This is a genomic window from Cupriavidus gilardii, from assembly GCF_017598945.1.
GTDB classification, from domain to species: Bacteria; Pseudomonadota; Gammaproteobacteria; order Burkholderiales; family Burkholderiaceae; genus Cupriavidus; species Cupriavidus gilardii_E.
Window position 1 is genome coordinate 167202 of record NZ_JAGFTW010000045.1, and the last position, 22994, is coordinate 190195.

At 67.6% G+C, this 22994-nt stretch carries 17 protein-coding genes; 8 read left to right on the forward strand and 9 right to left on the reverse strand.

Translation table 11 applies throughout. The features are described 5' to 3' along the window. Positions 1–322: 322 nt before the first annotated feature. Positions 323–2458, forward strand: a complete 2136-nt coding sequence (locus tag J5T34_RS16795; protein ID WP_432207676.1) for a BCCT family transporter — start codon at positions 323–325, stop codon at positions 2456–2458. A gap of 45 nt (positions 2459–2503) precedes the next feature. Then, on the forward strand, positions 2504–3091 hold the full coding sequence (locus J5T34_RS16800) for a hypothetical protein (protein ID WP_244258998.1): 588 nt from the start codon (positions 2504–2506) through the stop codon (positions 3089–3091). Between the two features lie 51 nt (positions 3092–3142). Here J5T34_RS16800 and J5T34_RS16805 read toward each other — a convergent pair whose 3' ends face one another. The 4 genes from J5T34_RS16805 to J5T34_RS16820 form a co-directional block, all read right to left on the reverse strand. After that, complete coding sequence (locus tag J5T34_RS16805; RefSeq protein WP_208580925.1) at positions 3143–4453, reverse strand: MFS transporter; 1311 nt, start codon at positions 4451–4453, stop codon at positions 3143–3145. A gap of 174 nt (positions 4454–4627) precedes the next feature. Next, entirely contained in the window at positions 4628–7693 is a 3066-nt protein-coding gene (locus J5T34_RS16810; RefSeq protein WP_208580927.1) for a cytochrome c, read from the reverse strand. Beyond that, positions 7690–8199 (reverse strand): (2Fe-2S)-binding protein, encoded by a 510-nt coding sequence (locus tag J5T34_RS16815; RefSeq protein WP_208580929.1) that lies wholly within the window; start codon positions 8197–8199, stop codon positions 7690–7692. The genes J5T34_RS16810 and J5T34_RS16815 overlap by 4 nt, the downstream gene beginning before the upstream one ends. A 115-nt stretch (positions 8200–8314) precedes the next feature. Beyond that, positions 8315–9490 (reverse strand): FAD-dependent monooxygenase, encoded by a 1176-nt coding sequence (locus tag J5T34_RS16820; protein ID WP_208580931.1) that lies wholly within the window; start codon positions 9488–9490, stop codon positions 8315–8317. A 336-nt stretch (positions 9491–9826) separates the two neighbouring features. Between J5T34_RS16820 and J5T34_RS16825 the strand changes: the two genes are divergently transcribed. The 4 genes from J5T34_RS16825 (at position 9827) to J5T34_RS16840 (ending at position 13228) form a co-directional block, all read left to right on the forward strand. Next, on the forward strand, positions 9827–10579 hold the full coding sequence (locus J5T34_RS16825) for a maleate cis-trans isomerase family protein (protein ID WP_432207677.1): 753 nt from the start codon (positions 9827–9829) through the stop codon (positions 10577–10579). Between the two features lie 17 nt (positions 10580–10596). After that, positions 10597–11427 carry an alpha/beta fold hydrolase gene (locus J5T34_RS16830; RefSeq protein ID WP_208580933.1) on the forward strand — a complete coding sequence of 277 codons (831 nt, stop codon included), beginning with the start codon at positions 10597–10599 and terminating at the stop codon, positions 11425–11427. Positions 11428–11496: 69 nt separating this feature from the next. Next, positions 11497–12585, forward strand: a complete 1089-nt coding sequence (locus J5T34_RS16835; RefSeq protein ID WP_208580935.1) for a 2,5-dihydroxypyridine 5,6-dioxygenase — start codon at positions 11497–11499, stop codon at positions 12583–12585. Between the two features lies 1 nt (position 12586). Next, positions 12587–13228: an N-carbamoylsarcosine amidohydrolase gene (locus J5T34_RS16840; protein ID WP_208580937.1), complete on the forward strand. Its 642-nt coding sequence runs from the start codon at positions 12587–12589 to the stop codon at positions 13226–13228. 40 nt (positions 13229–13268) lie between these two features. On the opposite strand, the gene J5T34_RS16845 is transcribed toward J5T34_RS16840, so the two are convergent. Continuing rightward, a complete protein-coding gene (locus J5T34_RS16845; RefSeq protein ID WP_208580939.1) occupies positions 13269–14045 on the reverse strand; it encodes a TetR/AcrR family transcriptional regulator in 777 nt (258 codons plus the stop codon). A gap of 139 nt (positions 14046–14184) precedes the next feature. Here J5T34_RS16845 and J5T34_RS16850 point away from each other — a divergent pair, with 139 nt between their 5' ends. Next, positions 14185–16521, forward strand: coding sequence for a xanthine dehydrogenase family protein molybdopterin-binding subunit (locus tag J5T34_RS16850; protein WP_208580941.1), 2337 nt, complete (start codon positions 14185–14187; stop codon positions 16519–16521). A 12-nt stretch (positions 16522–16533) separates the two neighbouring features. Here J5T34_RS16850 and J5T34_RS16855 read toward each other — a convergent pair whose 3' ends face one another. Further along, the gene (locus J5T34_RS16855) at positions 16534–17028 is read right to left on the reverse strand and encodes a MarR family winged helix-turn-helix transcriptional regulator (protein WP_006577596.1); all 495 of its coding nucleotides are present in this window, start codon (positions 17026–17028) and stop codon (positions 16534–16536) included. A 182-nt stretch (positions 17029–17210) separates the two neighbouring features. Here J5T34_RS16855 and J5T34_RS16860 point away from each other — a divergent pair, with 182 nt between their 5' ends. Next, the gene (locus J5T34_RS16860) at positions 17211–19409 is read left to right on the forward strand and encodes a hybrid sensor histidine kinase/response regulator (RefSeq protein WP_208580943.1); all 2199 of its coding nucleotides are present in this window, start codon (positions 17211–17213) and stop codon (positions 19407–19409) included. 58 nt (positions 19410–19467) lie between these two features. Here the strand turns inward: J5T34_RS16860 and J5T34_RS16865 are convergent, their stop codons facing one another. Genes J5T34_RS16865 through J5T34_RS16875 form a run of 3 tightly spaced genes read right to left on the reverse strand, consistent with a single transcriptional unit; the run spans position 19468 to position 22936 of the window. Next, positions 19468–20184 carry an ABC transporter ATP-binding protein gene (locus J5T34_RS16865; RefSeq protein WP_208580945.1) on the reverse strand — a complete coding sequence of 239 codons (717 nt, stop codon included), beginning with the start codon at positions 20182–20184 and terminating at the stop codon, positions 19468–19470. After that, positions 20181–20975: an ABC transporter ATP-binding protein gene (locus J5T34_RS16870; RefSeq protein WP_208580947.1), complete on the reverse strand. Its 795-nt coding sequence runs from the start codon at positions 20973–20975 to the stop codon at positions 20181–20183. Before J5T34_RS16870 ends, J5T34_RS16865 begins: the two co-directional genes overlap by 4 nt. Continuing rightward, positions 20972–22936 carry an ABC transporter permease gene (locus J5T34_RS16875; RefSeq protein WP_208580949.1) on the reverse strand — a complete coding sequence of 655 codons (1965 nt, stop codon included), beginning with the start codon at positions 22934–22936 and terminating at the stop codon, positions 20972–20974. The genes J5T34_RS16870 and J5T34_RS16875 overlap by 4 nt, the downstream gene beginning before the upstream one ends. Positions 22937–22994: the final 58 nt, after the last annotated feature.

Below are 22994 nucleotides of genomic sequence, written 5' to 3' on the forward strand. Positions count from 1 at the left end.
CTGCCAAGGCGCGCTTTCTTGTTGGTGACAGCTTAGGGCCTGCCGCGCCGGCCGACAGCCCCGCAATTCCATGCCATGGAATTGGCCGGCATGACCCGGACCCATCATCCGGCGCCGGCTTCCCGACGCCGGACCGCGCTGCGCTGCGGTCGAAGTCATCGTCGGCGCGGCGGGCGCGGTCTGTGCAGGCCCGTCCAGCGGCTCGATATGACGACCAGAGTGGGATAATGGCGCCTCAGCATTGCCACGCCTTGTTCGCTATTGGACAAGGCCCGCAATTTTGCTCGGCCTTGCCGGGCGGCCAACATGAGGATTCTCGATCATGCCAAACCACCCCGATAACACCGCCGAGCCGCCGCGTTCCGCACCCAACCCTTCTGCTGCCGGCGATCCGTCAGCCACGGCGGACGAACGCACTTCCCCGGTGCCTTCCCGAGGGTTCCGCACGACCTTCGATTTCAAGGTGATGGTGCCCTCCATCCTGCTGATCGGCACCTTGATTGCGTTTTGCGCGCTCTTTCCCGACCGCGCCAGCGCGGTGTTCTCATCGGCGCAGTCGTGGGTCACCGGACATTTCAGCTGGTTCTACACGCTGTCGGTCACCTTGTTCCTGGTATTCCTGGTACTGATCGCGGCCAGCAGCTTCGGCGACATCAAGCTGGGGCCCGACGATGCCAAGCCCGAGTTCAGCTTCGTGTCGTGGACGGCCATGCTGTTCGCCGCCGGCATGGGCATCGGCCTGATGTACTTCGGGGTCGGCGAGCCGATGCAGCACTTCCTGAAGCCCCCGTTGGCCGAAGGCGGAACGACGGCGGCGGCGCGCGAGGCGATGCTGATGACCTTCTTCCATTGGGGTTTTCATGCGTGGGCGGTTTATGGCGTGATGGGCCTGGTGCTCGCGTACTTCGGCTTTCGCTACAACCTGCCGTTGACGCTGCGTTCGGGCCTGTATCCGATCCTGCGCGGCCGAATCGACGGCGTGCTGGGCCACGCAGTCGATACCTTCGGCCTGGTGGGCACCATCGCCGGTATCGCCACCACGCTTGGCTATGGCGTGCTGCAGCTGAGCGCGGGCTTGAGCACGGTGGCTGGCTGGGAGACATCCTCGTCGACGTTCCGCGTCGGCCTGATCGTGGTGGTGATCTCGCTGGCGGGCATTTCGGCGGCATCGGGCCTGGACAAGGGCGTGCGCCGGCTCAGCGAAATGAACCTGATACTGGCCTTCCTGCTGCTCGCGTTCGTCGCCATCAGCGGCCCCACCCAATTCCTGTTCGAGGCGCTGAGCGACAACATTGGCAACTACCTGACCAACCTCGTCGATCTGTCGTTCCGCACCTATTCGTACACGCCCACGCAAGAGCCGGGCTGGTTCGGCGGCTGGACGATCCTGTATTGGGCGTGGTGGATTTCGTGGTCGCCGTTCGTCGGCATGTTTATCGCGCGTATTTCGCGAGGCCGCACCATTCGCCAGTTCGTCGTTGGCGTGCTGCTTGTGCCGACCGCGTTCAACCTGCTGTGGATGACGGTGTTCGGCAACAGCGCGATCTGGCTCGACACCCATGCCGCGATGGGTGCGCTGGCCGAATCGGCGACCAACGTCGATGCGCTGCTGTTCCGCTTCTTCGACTATCTGCCGCTGACCACGGTGCTGTCGTGGCTGACGATCGTGTTGATCACGGTGTTCTTCGTCACCTCCGCCGACTCCGGCGCCTACGTCATCGACACCATCGCTTCCCGTGGCGCACCCGGGTCGCCGGCCTGGCAACGGCTGTTCTGGGCCGCGGTACTGGGCACCACCGCCGCGGTGCTGATGGTGGCCGGCGGCCTCAAGGCCCTGCAGGCCATGACGCTGGTCGCGGCATTGCCAGTGGCCTTGATCATGCTGGCGCTGTGCTACGGGCTATGGCGTGGCCTGGTCGCCGACCGCGCCCACTACTCCCGGGACTTTGCGCCGGCGACCAATTTCTGGAGCGGTCAGCACTGGCGCAAGCGGCTGGCGCAAATCGTCCATGAGCCGACCGAAAAGGACGTGCGCCAGTTCCTGCGCGAGACTGTCCTGCCGGCATTGCACGAGGTCAGCAAGGAACTGCGGCACCGCGGCGTCGACTCCAGCGTCCATTTCGAAGAAGCGGGCGATGGTGGCGTGCGTCTGACCATTCCGGTCGATGGCCTGCGCGATTTCGTCTACGGCGTCAGGCCGGTGCGCCGCACGCTGCCGGCGTTCCTGATGCGCGAGGCGGCGGAATCGAGCGAGCGCCGATCGCATGTGTACGAGCCCATCACCTTCTTCGAGGACGGCCGGGAGGGGTACGACATCCAGTACCTGCGCGGCGAGGAAATCATCGCCGACATCCTGCGTCAATATGAGCGCTACCTGTCGTTGAGCGCCAACCGGCGCACGCTTCTGCTCAATCGCGCTCCGGGGCATGCCGAACCCATCGACGACGGCCCGCTCTGATGGCGCGAGGAGGATCTCTTGCAATGGATTAGCGACCACAGCCAGTTGATCACCGCGCTGACAGGCGTCGGCACGCTGCTGGTGTGGGTCATCTATCTGCAGGTATTCGTCAGCAGTTACCGCCGGCAGCTTCGCGCCACGCTGCTGATCACGCGCGGCCCCGGCGAAGGCCTCGCCGCGCGCTGCTTCGTGACCAACATGAGCGCGGGGCCGGTGTATGTGCAGAGCGTCATCGTCAAGCTCGAAGCGCCGCAGCGAACCCTGGTCATGCCGGCGACCGAGATCCACGACGCGGAACGGGACGCGCACGCCTTGCAGCGGACCAGACAGGGTCCGCTTCAGCCCGCGCAGATTCGGGACATCGGCTCCTTCGATCGTCTGATCGCGCCCGCGCTTCGGGAGATCGGCGATCGTGTCGAGGGGCTGCAGGCGAGCGAGGCGATCGAAGCCGTGACGATCACGGTTGTCGGTGTCTATGGCTCCGAGGACCTGCCGATCGGTGCGCGGCGCCGCTTCGCGCTGGCGGTATCGGGCGACAAGGTGCAGCTGCATGGCGCGACCATCGAGACCGAGCAGATCAGGCGCCGAAGCGAGCGCCAATCGCTGCTCGCCGACCTTCGGCGGGATCAATAGGCGCATCGCCGGCCGAGGCGCCGCCCCGGCTCGGCGATACCCCCGGCCTTCCTATCGATTGACCGTCTTCGCCGGCATCGCCAGCACCAGCAGGCAGCTTCCCAGCAGGCAAATGGCGAACAGAATCAAGCCGGCGCTGGGGCTGTTGAACGTGTCCTTCATCCACCCCAGCAGATACGTCGCCGCAAACCCGCCCAGATTGGCGATCGAGCAGGCCAGCGCAATCCCGGCCGCGGCGGCGGTGCCGCTCAGGAAGGTCGAAGGCAGGCACCAGAACACCGGGAACGTTGCCACGATGCCGACGTTGGCCAGCGTCAGCAGCGCCAGCGTGGCGCCGGTGTGGCCGGTGACGAAGGTACTGGCGACCAGACCGAACGCGCCGAACAGCACCGGCACCACGATATGCCAGCGGCGCTCGCGCGTTCGGTCCGAGTGCGCGCCGTTGATCAGCATGGCCACCACCGCCGCCGCATGCGGGATCGCGGTCAGCAGCCCGATATGCAGCGGACTGGCGACGCCCGAGTCGCGGATGATGGTCGGCATCCAGAAGCCGATCGAATACGTTCCCATCAGCAGGCACATGTCGATCACGCCCAGCATCCAGACGCGGCGGTCGGTGAAGGCCGCCTTCAGCGAATGATGGTTCTCGACCAGCACGTCGGCTTCGAGATTGCGTTGCAGCGTGCGTTTCTCGCCGGCATCGAGCCATTTGGCCGATTCGATATTGTTCGGCAGATAGAAGAACACCATCACGCCAAGCAGCACCGAAGGCAGCGCTTCGAGAAAGAACAGCCATTGCCAGCCGGCATAGCCATAGACGCCCGAGAACGCCGTCATGATCCAGCCGGAGATCGGGCTGCCGATCATGCTCGCCAGCGGCAGCCCGATCATGAACAGCGCGATGATCTTGCTGCGGCGATGGGTCGGATACCAGTAGGTCAGATACAGCAGCACGCCGGGCAGAAAGCCCGCTTCCGCCGCGCCCAGCAGGAACCGCACGATATAGAACTGCGTGGGCGTGGTCACGAACATGGTGGCGCCCGACAGCAGGCCCCAGGTAACCATGATGCGGGCGATCCAGAGGCGGGCGCCGACCTTCTGCAGCACCAGATTGCTCGGCACTTCGAACAGGATATAGCCGACAAAGAACAGGCCGGCGCCCAGGCCATAGACCGTCTCGCTGAACTTCAGGTCGTCGAGCATCTGCAGCTTGGCCAGACCGACGTTGATGCGGTCCAGATACGCGGCCAGATAGCACAGACAGAAGAACGGAATCAGGCGCCATGTCACCTTGCGGTAGACATCCGGTTCCGTCGTTGGGGCCAGCGCGCCGGCCGTTCCTTGCGGGTACTGATACGACATCTTCGCTCCTTGCTTGGTCTACCTTTGGGTGCTGGCGCCAACACCGTCCCCGCCTCGGCGTCGATGACGCAAGGTACGGAGTCGGGGTGACTGGGGTCCGATGCAGTGCGTGCTGCATCGTGATCGGGAATTCGTCGGTGAACGCTTGGGGATCAGGGGGCGGCGTCCCTCACCTTATTGCACGCCGTGCGCGCCGGTGGCCGCGCCTGTACGTATTCGCGTGATCGCCTGGTCGACGCCCTGCCACGCCGGCTTGTCCGGCGCAAAACGGGCGCGCAGGTAGTGCACCAGTTCCGCGACCTGCCTGTCGTCGAAGCTGTCGGCAAAGCCCGGCATGTCGCCCAGCGCATTCGACGATGGCGCCGGGATGCCTTTGAGCACGGCCTGAATCACGTTGTCCGGCTTGTCGCTATGCAGATTGGTGTTCAACGCCAGGGAAGGCTTGACGCCGAACATCGGCACGCCCTGATCCGGTTGATGGCAGACCGCGCACGCGCTTTGATAGAGCCGGTCCGCGGTGCCGGTCATCGTGCGGGCCAGTGTCGCGCTGCGCTGTTGCAGCTCGCGCGCCTGCCGTTCGATCGTGGCGGCATCGGGCACGGACGGATTGAACGAGGCCACGTAGTGCGCGATCGCCCGCACATCGCTCTCCGGCAGTTGCGCGAGCTCGTCCACGACCGGCGCCATCGGGCCGGCTGCGGCGCCATGGCGTGCGGAATAGCCCGTGCGCAAATACTGGAACAGGTCTTCCTCGGTCCAGGGAATCGGCGCGCGCGACAGCGAAGTCAATGCCGGCGCTTCCCAGCCCTCGGCTTGTCCGCCGGTCAGATAGGCGCGGCCGCCCTTCTCGGCGCCAAAGGCATTGCGGGGCGAATGGCAGGCGCTGCAGTGTCCCAGCCCTTCGGCCAGATACGCGCCGCGGTTCCATTGCACGGAGCGCGACGGGTCGGGCTGGAAGGGCTCGTTGCGATGGAACAGCAGGTTCCAGCCCGCCATCAGCGGCCGCAGATTGAAGGGGAAGGCCAGCTCGGTTTTCGGCGCCGGCGCGCGCACCGGCTCGGCGGACATCAGATACGCGTACAGCGCCCGCATATCGCCCTCGCTGATCCTGGCGAAGGCGGTATAGGGAAAGGCCGGGTACAGGCGGCGTCCGTCGCGATGGATGCCTTCGCGCATCGCGCGCTCGAAAGCGGCGTACGACCAGTTGCCGATGCCGGTGTCGACATCGGGCGTGATATTGGTGCTGTAGATGGTGCCGAACGGCGTTTCGAGCGGCAGCCCGCCGGCATTCTTCGCGCCGTTGGGCGCGGTGTGGCAGACGGCGCAGTCGCCGGCGGCGGCAACCAGCCGGCCGCGTTCGATGGTGGCGGCCGAATAGAAGCCCGGCTCCGGCGGAGCTACCGGAGCGATGGCGGAGCGCCATGGCATCACGGTGGCGCACAGTCCGGCAACCGCGGCGCCGGCCGCCAAAAGCCAATGGCGTTTGCGCCTGGAAGGCACGGCACCGGCGCGATCTCCGGCGAGCGCGAGCCGTACGCGTTCGCCGCTGAACGGCGGTTCGCGCAGCCGCACGCCGGTGGCGTCGAAGATCGCATTGGCGATGGCGGCGGCGGCGGGCAAGGTGGCAGCGGCACTGCCGCGCAGTCCCGCGGTCGTCGTCAGACCGCCAACGACGCGCACCTCCGGCGCGAACGTGCCGAGCGTCGCGGGCAGAGCGGACGAGTCTGCGGACGGGTCTGCGGACGCGATGGACCCGTTGTCGAACGCGTGCTTGTCAGCCGTCAATCGCCGCGTTGCCTGGGCAATATCGTGCTCCAGCTCCAACGCGTGTTCCAGCGACGGCGCAGCGTCCCGGGGTGCGAAGGCCGAGGGCGATGCCGCCGACGCGGCGCTGTCATGGCCCACCGTGACCCGTGTCACGCTGACTTCGCCGCTGAATGCATCGACTTCGACATCGGCAACCCACGCGGCCCAACTGTGCATTGGCTTGTCGCCATCGGCTTCGAGCACGCTCGCATAGGCAAAGCCACGCCCGCGGCGAACGCCCGCCGCGGGTTCGCGAGCGGACGCGCGCTGGGCAGGGCTTTGCCATCCGGCCTGCTGCGCGACCTGCCGAACCAGTGCCGCGCCCCGCTCGTCGTGCAAATGCCGCAGGCGCAGGGCTACCGGGTCGACGCCGCCCACGGCGGCCGCCTCGTCCAGATGCGATTCATGCGCGAAGACGTGGGCGACGGCCTCTGCCAATGGATTGACGGCGATGGGAGCGGCGGACGTGTGCACCGTGTCGGTCGACGCGACTTCGAGATGGTCGAACCGATATGGCGGCACGAGCCCGAGGGCTTCGTCGCTGCCGACATCCGATACGGCCGACGGCGTACCGGTCTGGATCGACGCGAGCGGTCGGACATGCAAGGGCATCGTCGTGGCCGTGGCCTGATAGGCGAAGAGCCCGACGGCATCGCTGCCCGGCTCGCCGGTCGACGTCGCGCTGGCAATCCGCGTCGTCATCCAGCCGGCCGCATCGTCGAAGGCCGCGGCATCGAAGCGAACCTGCACCGGTGCGCCCACCGCCTGCGCCAGCAGCGCGGCGTCGGCCGCGGCATGGTGGGACACGCTCGCCTGCGCGAGCCGTCCGGTGATGTCGGCGCCGTCGTGCCCACCGTCGTGCTCGTCTTCGTGCCAACAGATCAGCGTGACCGCAGCCTCGGAAATCTCGAGCAGCTTCGCCAGTTCTGCGCGCAACGCACCGGGGCGGCTGTCCGGCAGCCAGACCCGCAGCTCGCCTTCGCGCCAGTCCGCGATCGCGGTGGCCGCAGGCGGTGCCATGCCGGCCAGCGGCCAGCGATAGTCCCGTTCGAGCCGCGAGGCAGCGCTGGCAAGCGCCGATGCCGCATCGCCACGCGAGGCCAGCATGCGACGCCGCCGCGGAACGCGGCGGTCGGCACGTCCGCCAACTTCCGCCCATACCGGCCGCAACGCCGCCGCCCCGGCGGCTGCCTGCGCCGGCGATCGTGCGACCACCGCCAGAAAATTGCCCCGCGATACCACCGCCACCACATCGGCGACTGCACGAGCCGCGTCGGCATCGAAGCTGCGCAGCCTGGCGCCGTGGGGATCGTGCGGTCGCACGACTTCGCCGAACAGCCATTGCTCGCGCGCGGGCGGCGGGCAAGCCGGCGTCGCCACGCGTGCCGCTTGTGTGAGTTCGCCGCGGTCCGGCACCCTGGCCAGATCGTTCATCGCTGCTCCACCTGCTCGGGCGCCAGCCGCAGCAACGTCGCGGCACGCTTGACCGCGCGAACGATCTCGACATGCGTGCCGCAGCGGCACAGATTGAAGCGCAATGCTTCGCGAATCTGCTCGTCGGTCGGATCGGGATGCGTCGACAGGAAGGCTCTGGCAGTCATGATCATGCCGTTCAGGCAGTAGCCGCACTGTGCCGCCTGTTCATCGATGAAAGCCTGCTGCACCGGGTCCGGTTGCTCGCCCTGCCCCAATCCTTCCAGCGTGGTCACCGCATGCCCGACCGCGGCCCGGACCGGCACCACACACGAACGCGCCGCGATGCCGTCGATCAGCACCGTGCAGGCGCCGCACTGGCCCAGCCCGCAGCCATACTTCGGCCCGTTGCATTCGAAGTCGTTGCGCAGGATATAGAGCAGCGGCGTCGCGGGGTCGACGCAGACCGCTCGTTCGGTGAGATTGACGTTCAGCGAGAGCTGGCTGTAGGGGCGAGGCACGCTCATGGGGCTGGCTTGGCTTGGGGACGGCAATGCGAGGTTGCCGCGCCTCCGGGATTCACGGTGGGCACCGCCGGCCGGACCGCGCCGGCGGGCCCGAGGGCCCGCGCGATGCCTGCGCTCAGGCCGCGGCGGCCGCGGTGGCCGGGCTGGCTGCCGCGCGGGCGGGCTCGACCAGCGGTACCTCGAACACATCGTAGCCGAAGCACCAGTCCGGATTCTCGTTGGTGCGCAGCCAGGTGTTCTCGTGCGAGACGCGTTGCACCTTGCTGGCGCGCTCGGCGCGGTTGGCTTCGTACAACGCAAAGGTCGTGCCGAAGTCGTCGAGCCCGGCCTCGGCGAAGCAGCGCGTCAGCATCGCCGCGTCCTCGATCGCCATCGCCGCGCCCTGGGCCATATGCGGCTTCATCGGATGGCAGGCATCGCCCAGCAGCACCATTCGGCCACGGCTCCACAGCGGCAGCGGATCGCGCTCGAGCAGCGGCCACTTGGTGACCTCGACCGTGCCGTCGATCAGCGATTGCACGCCCTGGTGCCAGCCGTCGAACGCTGCCCGCATTTCCTCGATGCTGCTCGGCAGCCAGCTCTTGCTCATGTCCCAGGTCGGCTCGGGCACGCCCGTCACGTAGTAGATCTCGTCGAGCTTGCTGGTATCGAAGTAGACCATCATGTGGCGGTCGTCGGACCACCACTTGGTGCAGCGGTCGTGCGTGAAGCCCTTGACGCGCGAAATCGGGAACACCGCGCGGTGCGCGATATAGCCGGTGTACTTGGGCGGCTCGGCGCCCAGCAGTGTTTCGCGGATCTTCGAATTGACGCCGTCGGCGCCGATCACGATATCGGCCTCCTCGACGGTGCCGTCGGCAAAGCGCAGCCGCACCACCTCGCCCAGGTCCTCGACCTGCGTCAGCTTCTTGTCGAACAGCAGCGTGCCCGGCTCGACCGCATCGGTCAGCAGCGCATGGAAGTCGCCGCGGTGCACCGTCAGGTAGGTGGCGCCGTAATGGGACACCGCGTAGTCGCCGAGCGGGATCTGCGCGATCACCTCGCCGGTCTTCCAGTCACGGCTGTACCAATAGTCGGGATGGCAGCCCATCGCATTGAGTCCGTCCTCGATGCCGATCCTGCGCATGATCTTCATCACGTTGGGTCCGACATGGATGCCGGCGCCAAGCCGCGAGAACGCCGGTGCCTGTTCATACAGCCTGACGTTGAAACCCTCACGCTGCAGCAGCGCGGCCGCGGCCGTTCCTCCCAGTCCTGCACCGATCACGGCGATCCGAGGTTTGCCTTGCACGTTTTTCTCCTGGCCATCACTTCCATCAAACACGGTTCGCGCCGGCCGGGGCCAGCGATTGAAATTGAGTGTACACACCATATTTTTTTGCGTAAAGCCGGAATGCGCCGACTCGGTGTAATCCCTAGGTATGAAAGTGAACCGTACATTGCAATGCGCCAAATGCGTGATATCGTGCACCATCCAAGTTTTTCGTTCGGTTAGCACTTACTAAAATGGTGCATTCGGCACGGTCAGCGAGAAGGTTGTCGTAATACAGTGTGTACACTACAATGATCCGGCAGACGCAGACGGCTTGCCGAGACGCGCCCCCTCTACTGACAAACGGAGTCGACAGTGCAGAAAGTCTTCCGGATCGGCCAGATCGTGCCGAGCTCCAACACCACCATGGAAACCGAGATACCCGCGATGCTGGCGGCGCGCCAGCTGGTCAGGCCGGAACGCTTCACCTTTCATTCGAGCCGGATGCGGATGAAGACCGTCAAGAAGGAGGAGCTCGCGGCAATGGATGCCGAGTCGGACCGCTGTGCGGTCGAGCTCAGCGATGCGCGGGTCGACGTGCTGGGCTACGCCTGCCTGGTCGCGATCATGTCGATGGGGCGCGGCTATCACCGCGTGTCGGAGAAGCGCCTGCAGTCGCGCACCGCGGAGAACGACGGCACCGCGCCCGTGGTGACCAGCGCCGGCGCGCTGGTCAACGCGCTGAAGGTGATCGGCGCAAAGCGCATCGCGCTGGTGGCGCCCTACATGAAGCCGCTGACCGAGCTGGTGGTCGACTACATCCAGCACGAGGGCTACGAGGTCGTCGACTGGCGCGCACTGGAGATTCCGGACAACCTCGAGGTCGGACGCCACGATCCGAATCGACTTCCGGCCATCGTCGCGCAGATGAATACGCGCGATGTCGATGCCGTGGTGCTGTCGGCGTGCGTGCAGATGCCTTCGCTGCCGGTAGTGGAAAAGGTCGAGGCGATGACCGGCAAGCCGGTCATTACCGCCGCGGTCGCGACGACCTACGCGATGCTCAAGGCGCTGGACCTGGAGGCCGTGGTGCCGGGCGGCGGCACGCTGCTGTCGGGCGCGTACTGAGCGGCGCGGAGACAGCCATGACGACATCCTTTCTCTACGGCGGCAACGTCTTCGCCAACGGCATCCGCCAACACTATCTGCGCTATGGCGGCCCAGGCGAAGGCCGCGATGCACGCGACCCGGTCATCGTCGTGCCGGGCATCACCAGCCCGGCGATCACCTGGGGCTTCGTCGGCGAACGCTTCGGCCGCCGGTTCGATACCTATGTGCTGGATGTGCGGGGCCGCGGCCTGTCCGAGGCCAGCGACGCGCTGGACTACAGCCTCGATGCGCAGGCGGCCGACGTGATCGCCTTCGCCGACGCCCTCGGCCTGAAACGCTACAGCGTGGTGGGCCATTCGATGGGCGGCCGCATCGGCCTGCGCGCGGCGCGCGCCAGGCCCACGGGTCTGGTGCGGCTGGCGATGATCGATCCGCCGGTGTCCGGCCCCGGCCGCCGGCCCTATCCCTCGCAACTGCCGTGGTATGTCGACTCGATCCGGCTGGCACGCCGCGGCATCGATGTCGACGGCATGCGCGCCTTCTGCCCCACCTGGACGGAGGCGCAGCTGCGGCTGCGCGCCGAATGGCTGCACACCTGCGACGAGCGCGCGGTGGTGGCCAGCTTCGACGGTTTCCATCAGGACGACGTGCATGCGGACATGCCGCATGTCACCGTGCCGGCGCTGCTGATGGTGGCCGGCCGCGGCGACGTGATCCGGCCGGAGGACGTCGAGGAAATCCGCGGGCTGATGCCGCAGGTACAAGTCGCCCATGTACCCGATGCGGGCCACATGATTCCGTGGGACGACGAAGACGGCTTCTATCGCGCCTTCGGCGATTTCCTCGGCGCGCCGCTGCAGGCATGAGCGCCTCGCCCTACCCTTCACCGACTCACCGACTCACCGACTCACCGACTCATCGATCAAGGAGAACGCATGCCGGTAAGCGATCATGATCTGACGCAAGCCTGGAAGCAGGTGCTGACGCTGTCGAAGCTGCAGCCGGGCCAGAGCGTCACCGTGCTGACCAGCGCCGCCACGCATCCGCAGACGATGCGCACTGCGCTGCTGGCGGCCTCGTCGATGGGCGCCATCGTCAACCGGCTCGATCTGCCGCCGGTCAACGCGGAGAAAGCTCTGAGCCGCGATTCGCTGGCGTATCTGGGCACCACGCCGCTGACCGGCAATCCGGCCGCGATCGCCGCGCTTAAAGCCAGCGACCTGGTGCTCGACCTGATGACGCTGCTGTTCTCGCCCGAGCAGCACGAGATCCTCGCCACCGGCACCAAAATCCTGTTGGCGGTCGAGCCGCCCGAGGTGCTGGTACGGCTGGTGCCGACCGAGGCGGACCGCACCCGCGTGCGCGCCGCCACCGCGCGGCTGTCGCGGGCGCGCGAGATGCATGTCGTCTCCGACGCCGGCACCGACCTGCGCTGCGCGCTCGGCGAATTCCCGGCCATCAGCGAATACGGCTTCGTCGACGAACCGGGCCGCTGGGACCACTGGCCCAGCGGCTTCGTGCTGACCTGGCCCAACGAAGGCGGCACCAACGGCCGCGTCGTGCTCGACCGCGGCGACATCCTGCTGCCGATGAAGTCCTACATCCAGGCACCGATCGACATCACGGTCGAGAACGGCTACGTCACGTCGATCGATGGCGAGCTCGATGCCGAGCTGCTGGCCGACTACATGGCCTCGTTCAACGACCCGGAGGCCTATGCGATGTCGCACATCGGCTGGGGCCTGCAGCCGCGGGCGCGCTGGTCCACGCTGGCGATGTACGACCGAGAGGCGACCATCGGCATGGACGCACGCGCCTACGAAGGCAATTTCCTGTGCTCGTTCGGCCCGAACAACGAGGCCGGCGGCAGCCGCACCACTGCCTGCCACATCGACATTCCGGTGCGCCATTCCACTGTCAGCCTCGATGGCGAGACGGTGGTCGAGCGCGGCCGCGTGATGGATGGCGGCGCGCCGATGCAGCGAGCCTTCGACTATCGAACCAACGGGACCAACGGAGCCTGACATGCAGGATGAAGTGTCGACGTACCAGCGCCAGGGCTTTGGCGCGACCATGGAGCTCGCCGCGCCGTTCGGCCTGTTGATCATCGACTTCGTCAACGGCTTCGCCGACCCGGAAGTATTCGGCGGCGGCAATATCGCCGAGGCGATCGCCAACACCGGGCCGCTGCTGGCCGCGGCGCGCGAACAGCGCTGGCCGATCGCGCATACGCGCATCGTCTTTGCCGACGACGGCGCCGATCGCAACGTCTTCACGCAGAAGGTGCCCGGCATGCTGACGTTGAGGGAGGACAGCCACAACAGCGCGATCGTGCCGCAGCTGGCGCCGCGCGACGGCGAACTGGTGGTGCGCAAGACGGTGCCGTCGGCGTTCTTCGGGACCTCGCTGGCCGCGTGGCTCGCGCATCGCGGCGTGCGCACGCTGCTGGTGGCGGGCTGCGTCACCAGCGGCTGCGTACGCGCCAGCGTGGTCGACGCGATGTCGTACGGCTTTCGCCCGCTGGTGCTGTCCGATTGCGTTGGCGACCGCGCGCTGGGCCCGCATCAGGCCAATCTGTTCGACATGGAGCAGAAGTACGCCACCGTGATGCCGCGGGACGAGGCGCTGGCGGCCATCGCGGCAACAGCCGCGGCGCAGGGCCGCTAGCGCGGCGACGGACCGCCGGAGACCGCCGATGCGCCGCGCCTCAACCGGCCGCCGCCACGCGAGCGCTCTGCGCGGTCTTGCGTGCCGGCTTGCGCGCGGCCTTGCTGGCGCGCGGCACGGCAGGCGGCTCCACCGTCCCGGCATGCTCCGCGGCAATCGAGGGCCGGCACACCGCGTTCAGCACGGTGTGCTGCATCACGTTGCGCCAGTGCTCGAGCGCGGGCTTGCTCATCATCGGCTCGCCCAGGAACGCGCTCAGCGTATGGTGGTTGGAGTTGTAGAAGTAGCCCAGCGAAGCGATCACCAGATAGATGTCGCGGGCGCGGACCTCGGGCTGGAAGTGGCCGCTGGCCTTGCCGCGCTCGAGCACGCCGTCGAGCACCGACAACGCATAGCTGGAGATTTCCTTCAGGCGGCCCGACTTCTTCGCATGCCGGCCCTGGCTGATGTTCTCGCTGGTCAGGATCGCGACGAACTCCGGGTGGTCCAGATAGTAGTGCCAGACGAAGTCGGTCAGCTGCATCAGCGCACGCACCGGATTGTCCGGATCGAGCTCCAGCGCCTGCTCGGCCTCGTTCAGCTGCGTGTAGATGGTCTCGAGCACTTCGACGAACAGCTTTTCCTTGCTGCCGAAGTAGTAGTAGATCATCCGGTCGTAGGTCTTGGCGAGCGACGAGATGCGCTCGACCCGCCCACCGTCGTAGCCGCGCTCGGCGAAAACCTTGATGGCCGCCTTGAGGATCTTGGCGCGCGTATCCTGGGCTTGCCTGGCCCGCGTGCCGGCCGCTGCCCTGGTTCTTGCCGTCGCGGTGGTCATGTCGTCGGTTGCGAGGATCTGGCGTTGCGAAGCTGCCAGTATAACTGTCGAAGGTGCCCGCAGCCGCACGCCTTTCGCGCTGTGCGAGACCGTTGCGGGGCCATGGCGGCGCACCCGCCATCGAAGGAAAACGAACGAAATGCCGATGCACCACGATGACTCTCCACGCGCTCTAAGACTGGCCCTGGCGCAGGCGCGCGGCGTGCTGCTGATCACGCGCGCCGCGCAGGCGGCGCCCAAACCCGCGCCCGGCCAACCCGGCGCGGCATCCGACTATGTGCCGGCGCTGCCGGATGTCTTCGTTGCGGTGCGCGCCGATGGCGAGGTGCTGGCCTTCAATGGCCACGTCGATCTCGGCACGGGCATCCGCACCGCGCTCGCGCAGATCGTCGCCGAGGAGCTGGACGTGCCGCTCGCGTCGGTGCGCATGGTGCTGGGGCATACGGACGCCACCCCCAATCAGGGGCCGACCATCGCCAGCGCGACCATCCAGATTTCCGCGCAACCGCTGCGCCGTGCCGCGGCGCAGGCGCGGGCGTTTCTGCTGGCGCGCGCCGCCGAGCGTATGGGCGTGGATGTCGACAGCCTGATGGTGGAAGAGGGCTGCGTTCGCCTCCGTCCGACCAATGCCGATATGCGGGACGAAGCCGGGCTGCCCTACGCTGCCCTGCTCGGCGACGAGCATATCGAACTGCCGCTGGCCGACGAGGTCGCGACCAAGCCGGCCAGCGACTATCGCGTGGTCGGCAAGGCCGCGCCGCGCGTGGATATTCCGGCCAAGGCCACCGGCGCGCTGACCTTTGTCCATGACGTGCGCGTGCCCGGCATGCTGCATGGCCGCGTGATTCGTCCCCCGTATGCGGGACGCGATGCCGGCGACTTCGTCGGACGCAGCCTGATCTCGGTCGATCGCGATTCGATCCGCGATGTGCCTGGCGTCATCGACGTCGTGATCGTCGGCGATTTCGTCGGCGTGGTCGCGCAGCGCGAGGAGCAGGCCATCGAAGCGGCACGGCGGCTGCGCGTGCAATGGCGCGCCGCGCCACCGTTGCCGCCGCTCGACGACCCCGAGCCCGCGCTGCGTGCCAATCCCGCCAAACGTCGCGAACTGCGGGCCGATGGCGATCCCGCCTCCGCGCAGCAGCATCAGAAGCCACAGCCAGCCACCACGCTGAAGCGCAGCTACGTGTGGCCCTACCAGATGCACGCGTCGATCGGCCCCTCCTGCGGGGTGGCCGAGTGGCGCGAAGACGGGTCCGACGACGGCCGCGGCACCGCGCTGACGGTCTGGTCCGGCACGCAGAACCCGCATGTGCTTCGGATCGACCTGGCGCGCCTGACCGGCCTCGACGAAAGCCGGATCGAGATCGTGCGGATGGAGGCGGCCGGCTGCTATGGCCGCAACTGTGCGGACGATGTCTGCGCCGACGCGGTGCTGCTGTCGCGCGCGGTCGGCCAGCCGGTGCGCGTGCAGCTGTCGCGCGAACAGGAACATCTGTGGGAGCCGAAGGGCGCGGCGCAACTGATGGACGTACAGGGCACGCTGGGCGCCGACGGCGCGCTGCTCGGCTATGACTTCGTCAGCCGCTATCCGTCGAACGACGCGCCTACGCTCGCGCTGCTGCTGACCGGCAAGATCGACCCGGCGCCGCGCATGCTGCAGATGGGCGACCGCACCGCGGTGCCGCCCTACGACTATGCGCGCACGCACATCGCCTGCGACGATACGCCGGCCATCGTCCGCGCCGCGTGGCTGCGTGGCGTGTCGGCGCTGCCCAATACCTTCGCGCACGAGTGCTTCATCGACGAGTTGGCGCACGAGGCCGGCAGCGATCCGCTGGCCTTCCGGCTGCGCCACCTTCCCGACGAACGGGCCGCGGACCTGCTGCGCGCGGTCGCGCAGGAAGCCGGCTGGCGCGACGGCGAGCGCGGTACGCGCGGCATCCCCGCTGCGGACGGCAAGCTGCGCGGCCGGGGCATTGCCTATGCCCGCTATATCCACAGCAAGTTCCCCGGCTTTGGCGCGGCCTGGTCGGCGTGGGTCGTCGAACTGGAGGTCGAGCCCGACAGCGGCAACATCCGCGTGCTGCGCGTGGTGGTCGGCCAGGACACCGGCATGATGGTCAACCCGGACGGCGTCCGCCATCAGGTGCACGGCAATGTGGTGCAGACCCTCAGCCGCTCGCTGAAGGAGCAGGTGCGCTTCAACGCCGATGGCGTCGCCAGCCGCGAATGGGGCAGCTATCCGCTGCTGACCTTCCCCGAGCTGCCGCCGATTTCGGTGGTGCTGATGCCGAGGCAGCACGAGGCGCCGCTGGGCGCGGGAGAGTCGGCGTCGCTGCCCGGCGCGCCGGCACTGGCCAATGCGCTGTTCGATGCCACCGGCATTCGGCTGCGGCGGCCGCCGTTCACGCCGGAATCGGTGCGCGCGGCGTTGTCACGGAAGACGGTGCCCCGCGCCACCGAGGCCGCCTGAGAACGCAGCCGATTACGCCCCGGGCTCCCGCTCGTCGAACTCGCTCATCTTCTTCAGCAGATAGGTGATCGCGACGCGCTCGGCCGGATTGAGGTCGCCGAAGGTCTGTTCGGTGATCTGGTGCGCGAACGGAATGGTCTCGTCGATCAGCGCCAACCCGGCGGGCGTGACGGTGACCACCACCTTGCGCCGATCGCTGGGGTCGTGCGACACCGCGATCAGTTCGCGCGCCTTCAGCCGTTCGATGATGCCGCGCACGGTGGCCTGATCGATCGCCGTGGCGCGCACGATCTCGCTGAGCGAGCACGACTGCCGTTCCTTGACCGCGCACAGCACCACGAACTGCGCCGCGGTCAGTTGCGAATCGGGAATGGTCTGCTGGAAGATCGCGACATGCCGCTGATAGGCCCGCCGCAACAGATGGCCGACCTGATCGGTGAAATCGTAGGAAGGGACCGGCGTCTTGTTCTTGTTGGATGACGAGGTGGACACTTTGCGTGGCGGCATCGGAAGGAGGGTTGCGCAGAGTATATCGGGCATGGCTTCGCTACGGGGCTTTGGCGGCCCACGGGCGCGGCCGCGGCCGCGGCAGGCATTTGCGGACGATCGCCGGCCGATTTGACCGACCGGCCGTACGGGCGCAGTATCATGGCAGCCTCTACACGCCGCAGCGCCCCCATACCGCTTCCATGTCAGCCGTTATCCCGGGGCATCTGGCCAAGCCCGATGCCGCCCACCTGGTCCGCTTCTACGACGAGGATTCGCTCCTGATCGCGGACGTGCGGGAGTTCGCCGACGAGGCGTTGCGCTGCGGCGGCAGCGCGATCCTGATCGCCACCGAGGCGCATCTGGACGCATTGCTGCCCTTGCTGCGCGGCCTTGGCCCCGGCCGCGACGAACAGCCCTGGTACACCGGCAATCTGATCGCGCTGCCGGCGCAGGCGACGCTGGACCGCTTCATGGTCGACGGATGGCCGGACGAGCAGCGCTTTCTGGCAAGCGTCGGCGAGCTGGTCGCGGCCGAAGCGCAGCGCTCGCCACCGCTGCATGCGTTTGGCGAGATGGTGGCGCTGCTGTGCGAGCAGGGTCTGCACGACGCCGCGCTGCGGCTCGAGGAACTCTGGAACGATCTGATCGGGCGTCATGGCTTCCGGCTGCTGTGTGCCTATCCGCACCGCGTCTTCGCCAGCAGCGAGCAGGCCCGCCACTTCCGCTGCGTCTGCGACGTCCACACCCACTTCTACGCGACCGCCGCCGGCAAACCCGCGGAGATTGCCGATGCCGACCTGCGCGCCTCGGTATGGCAGCAGAAGGCGCTGGCGCTCGAGAACGAGGTCAAGCGCCTGCGCGGGGCCGAATCCACGTTGCGCCGGCGCGAGATCGAACTGACCGACTTCCTCGACAACGCCGCCGAGGGCGTGCATCGCGTGGCGGCCGACGGCACCATCCTGTGGGCCAACCAGGCCGAGCTGCAGATGCTCGGCTACCGCTACGACGAATACGTGGGACGCCCGATCACCGACTTCCACGCCGATGCCCCGGTGATCGAACACATCCTGGACAGCCTGAAGGCCGGCGAGACGCTGTACGACCAGCCCGCGCGGCTGCGCTGCAAGGACGGCAGCATCAAGTCGGTGCTGATCCATTCGAACGGCTGCTTCGAGGACGGCAAGCTGCGCTATACGCGCTGCTTCACGCGCGACGCCAGCGACCGGGTGGCGCGCGAGATTGCGGAGCAGCAGCGCGAGCGGCTGCTGCGCGAACTGGAACGCGCCAGTCAGGCCAAGGACGAGTTTCTGGCGATGCTGGGTCACGAGCTGCGCAACCCGCTCTCGCCGATCGTCACCGCGCTGCAGCTGATGCGCATGCGCGGCTCCACGGAGACCGAACGCGAGCGCGCCATCATCGAGCGCCAGGTCGATCATCTGGTGCGGCTGATCGACGATCTGCTCGATGTCTCGCGCATCACGCGCGGCAATATCGAGTTGAAGATCGAGACGGTCCATCTGGCCGAGGTGTTGGCCAAGGCGGTCGAGATGGCCAGCCGGCTGCTCGAGCAGCGCAGCCATCGGCTGTCGATGGACGTGGACCGCACGCTGGTCTGGCAAGGCGATCCGGTGCGGCTGGCGCAGGCGGTCGCCAATCTGCTGACCAATGCGGCGCGCTACACCGATATCGGCGGGGAGATCGTGTTGTCGGCGCAGCGCGATGGCGATGGCGATGGCGATGGCGACATCGTGATCCGCGTGCGCGACAACGGCATCGGGATCGGCGCCGAGATGCTGCCGCATCTGTTCGACCTGTTCTACCAGGGCCCGCGCAAGATCGACCGGCAGCAGGGCGGGCTGGGCATCGGCCTGGCGCTGGTCAAGAATCTGATCGAGTTGCACGGCGGCAGCGTCGCCGCGGCCAGCGAAGGGCCGGGCCACGGCAGCGCGTTCACGATCCGGCTGCCTGCGGTGGCCAGCGCGGAACTGGTCGCCGCCGCGCATCGCGAGGAGCGCGCCGCCGTTGCCGCCGGCGATGCGCGACGGGTGCTGCTGGTCGATGACAACGTCGATTCGGTGCAGGCGCTGGCGCAGTTGCTGAAGGCCTACGGCCATCACGTGGAAGTGGTCTACGACCCGGTCTCCGCGCTGCGCATCGTCCAGCGTTTTGCGCCGGACGTCGCCGTGCTCGACATCGGCCTGCCGGTGATGGACGGCTACGAACTGGTACGCCGTCTGCGCGAGTCGCTCGGCGACCATCCGTGCCGCTTCGTCGCGCTGACCGGCTACGGCCAGGACACCGACCGCGATCGCAGCAAGGCCGCCGGCTTCGGCCAGCATCTGGTCAAGCCGGTCAGCCCCGACGCGCTGCTGCGGCTGATCCAGGAGACCGGCCACTGAGGCCGGCCCTCGTCATACCCGCAATACACGCCTATACCGCCTATACCGCCTATACCGCCTATACCGCCAGATAGTTGCGCCGAACCTCGTCGTTGGCGGCGAGTTCCGCCATGGTGCCGTGATAGCGCATATGGCCGTTCTCCAGCACATAGGCGCGATCGCTGACCAGTTCGGCGAAATGCAGGTTCTGCTCGGACAACAGGATGGACATGCCTTCGCGCTTGAGCGCCAGGATCATGTGGGCCATCTGTTCGACGATGACCGGCGCCACGCCTTCGGAAGGCTCGTCGAGCAGCACCAGATAGGGATTGCCCATCAGCGTGCGCGACACCGTCAGCATCTGCTGCTCGCCGCCGCTCATCTGCCCGCCCGGACGGTGCGGCATCTCGCCCAGATTGGGGAACAGCGAGAACAGCTTTTCCGGCGTCCATTCGACCGCATCGGCGCGCGGTGGCTGCTTGCCGATCTCGAGGTTCTCCATCACCGTCAGGTCCGTGAAGATACGCCGGTCCTCGGGCACGAAGCCCATGCCCATGCGGCTGATCTGATACGGCTTGGCGCGCGCCAGGTCGCGCCCACGGAAGCGGATGCTGCCGTGCGCCCGATCGAGCAGGCCCATCAGCGCCTTCATCGTGGTCGACTTGCCGGCGCCGTTGCGGCCCATCAGCGCGACCACCTCGCCGCGCCGCACCTCGAGCCCGACGTCGAACAGGATATGCGCGCGGCCGTAGAAGGCGTTGAGTCCGCTCACTTCCAGCAGCGTGTCGGCGTTCATGCCGTGCCCTCCTGTGTCGCGTGCGCTGGCTTGCGCTGGCTTTCGAAGGTCTTGCCGGTGCCGAAATACACTTCGCGCACCTTCGGATCGTTGCGGATTGCCTCGCCGTCGCCCTCGGCGATCAGCTGGCCGCGCGCCAGCACGATCATGCGGTCCGCATAGGCGAACACCACATCCATGCTGTGCTCGGTGAACAGTACCGACAGCTGGTGCCGGATCACCAGCTCCTTGGTCAGCGCCATCAGGGCCCGGCGCTCCTCGGGGGCCATGCCGGCGGTGGGCTCGTCCATCAGCAGCAGCCGCGGCCGGTTGGCCAGCGCGATGGCCAGCTCGACGCGCTTGACGTCGCCATAGGCCAGCACGCCGCAGGCGCGTTCGGCCTGGGCGGCCATGCCGACCTGTTCGAGCAGCGCCATCGCCTCGTCGCGATGGTGCGCGCGCACCGGGCGCCATAGCTGAAACAGCTTGCGCTCGCGCGACAGGATCGCCATCTGCACGTTCTCGACCACCGTCATCGAGCCGAAGGTCGCGGCGATCTGAAAGGTGCGGCCAACGCCAAGCCGCCAGATATCGCGCGGGCGCATGCCGGCGATCTCGTGGCCGTCGAAGCGGATCGAGCCCTGGTCCGGCTTCAGCTGGCCGTTCAGCATGTTGAAGCAGGTCGATTTGCCGGCGCCGTTGGGCCCGAGCAGCGCCAGCAGCTGGCCGGCCGGCAGGTCGAACGACACGTCGCTGACGGCCTTGACGCCGCCGAATGCCTTGCCGAGATGTCTGACTTGCAGCAGCGTCATGCCGGCTCCTTCAGCGAGGGGGATTGCCACGAAGACGTCGACGCGCCGGCCGCCGCGGAAGGTGTTCCGATCTGCGCAGGCTCGGCCTCGTGCACGAATCGCTTGCGCAGCGAGCCCACGAGGCCGGCCGGGAACAGGATCACCAGCAGCAGCATGGTGGCGCCCAGCAGGGCGCGCCAGTATTCGGTTTCGCGCGCGATGGTGTCGTGCAGCCAGGTAAATACCGAGGCGCCGACCAGCGGCCCGGCCAGCGTCTGCACGCCGCCGAGCAGCACCATCACCAGGCCGTCGACCGAACGCCCGACGCTGATCGCCTCCGGCGAGATGCTGCCCTTCGAATAGGCGAACAGCACGCCGGCCATGCCGCAGAACAGGCCGGCAATCGCGAAAGCCACCCACTGCACGCGCTTGACGTCGATGCCGATCGCCTCGGCACGCAGCGCCGAGTCGCGGCCGGCACGCATCGCGTAGCCGAACGGGGCGAACAGGATGCGGCGCAGCGCCAGCACGCACAGGCAGCACAGCCCCATGGTCAGGTAGTAGAACGCGGTCGGCGAGGACAGCCAACCCGCCGGCCACACGCCCAGCAAGCCGTTGCTGCCGCCGGTGAAACCGTCCCACTGGTAGATCACCGACCACACGATCTGCGCGAAGGCCAGCGTCAGCATCGCCAGATAGGTACCGGACAGCCGCACGCAGAACCAGCCGAACACCACCGCCCCGACGCAGGCGACCAGCGGCGCCAGCAGCAGCGTGGCCTCCATCGGCAGTTGCCATTTCGTCAGCAGCAGCGCGGCCGCATAGGCGCCCAGGCCGAAGTAGGCGGCATGGCCGAACGAATGCAGGCCGCCCGGTCCCATGATGAAGTGCAGGCTGGCGGCGAACAGCACCGCGATCAGGATCTCCACCAGCAGCACCGTCAGATAGGGATAGGCCTGCGCCAGCAGCGGCACCAGCAGCAGCGCCGCGACGACCAGCCCGCCGGCGAGCTTGACCGCCGTGCCTGGCGCGCGCAGCGGGGCCTCGAGCTCGGCGCCATTGCGCGACGGCGCCTGCGGCTTGCCGAGCAGCCCCCACGGACGCACCACCAGAATCACCGCCATCACCAGGAACTCGACCACCAGCGTCATCCTGGTCAGCGCGATCTCGACGCCGCCGAACGACACCGTACCGAGCGCGATGCACAGCGCCTTGATCTCGGCAATCAACAGCGCGGCGAGGAAGGCGCCGGGAATCGAGCCCATGCCGCCGACCACCACCACCACGAAGGCGCTGCCGATGGTCTCCAGATCCAGCGCCAGATTGGCCGGGACGCGGGGGCCCTGCAGCGCGCCCGCGAGCCCGGCCAGAAAGCAGCCGAGCGCGAATACGCCGGCGAACAGCCAGGCCTGATTGATGCCGAGCGCGCCGACCATCTCGCGGTCCTGCGTCGCCGCGCGCAGCAGCTTGCCCCAGCGCGTACGCGTCAGCAGCAGCCACAGCAGGCCGAGCACCAGCGGGCCGATCGCGATCAGCACCAGATCGTATTGCGGGAAGCGCTGGCCCAGCACCTCGACCGCGCCGCTCAGGCCGGGCGCGCGCGGGCCGAACAGGTCCTCGGCGCCCCAGACGAACAGCGCCGCGTCCTTGATCACCAGCACCAGCGCGAAGGTCGCCAGCAGCTGGAACAGTTCGGGCGCCTGATAGATGCGCCGCAGGATCAGGCACTCGACCAGCGCGCCGATCGCGGCGACCAGCAGCGCCGACACCAGCACACCGCCCCAGAAGCCCGCGGCGGTCTCGCCGATGCGGCTGAGCACCGTATAGGACAGGTAGATGCCCAGCATGAAGAACGAGCCGTGGGCGAAATTGACGATGCGCGTGACGCCGAAAATCAGCGACAGCCCGGCGGCCACCAGGAACATCGTCGAGGCCTCGGCCAGGCCGTTCAGCAACTGGACCAGCAAGCTTGTCAGTGTCATCAATCGACTCCAGCCGGGACGCACCGGCCTCTATTGCACCGCCTTATTGCACTGCCTT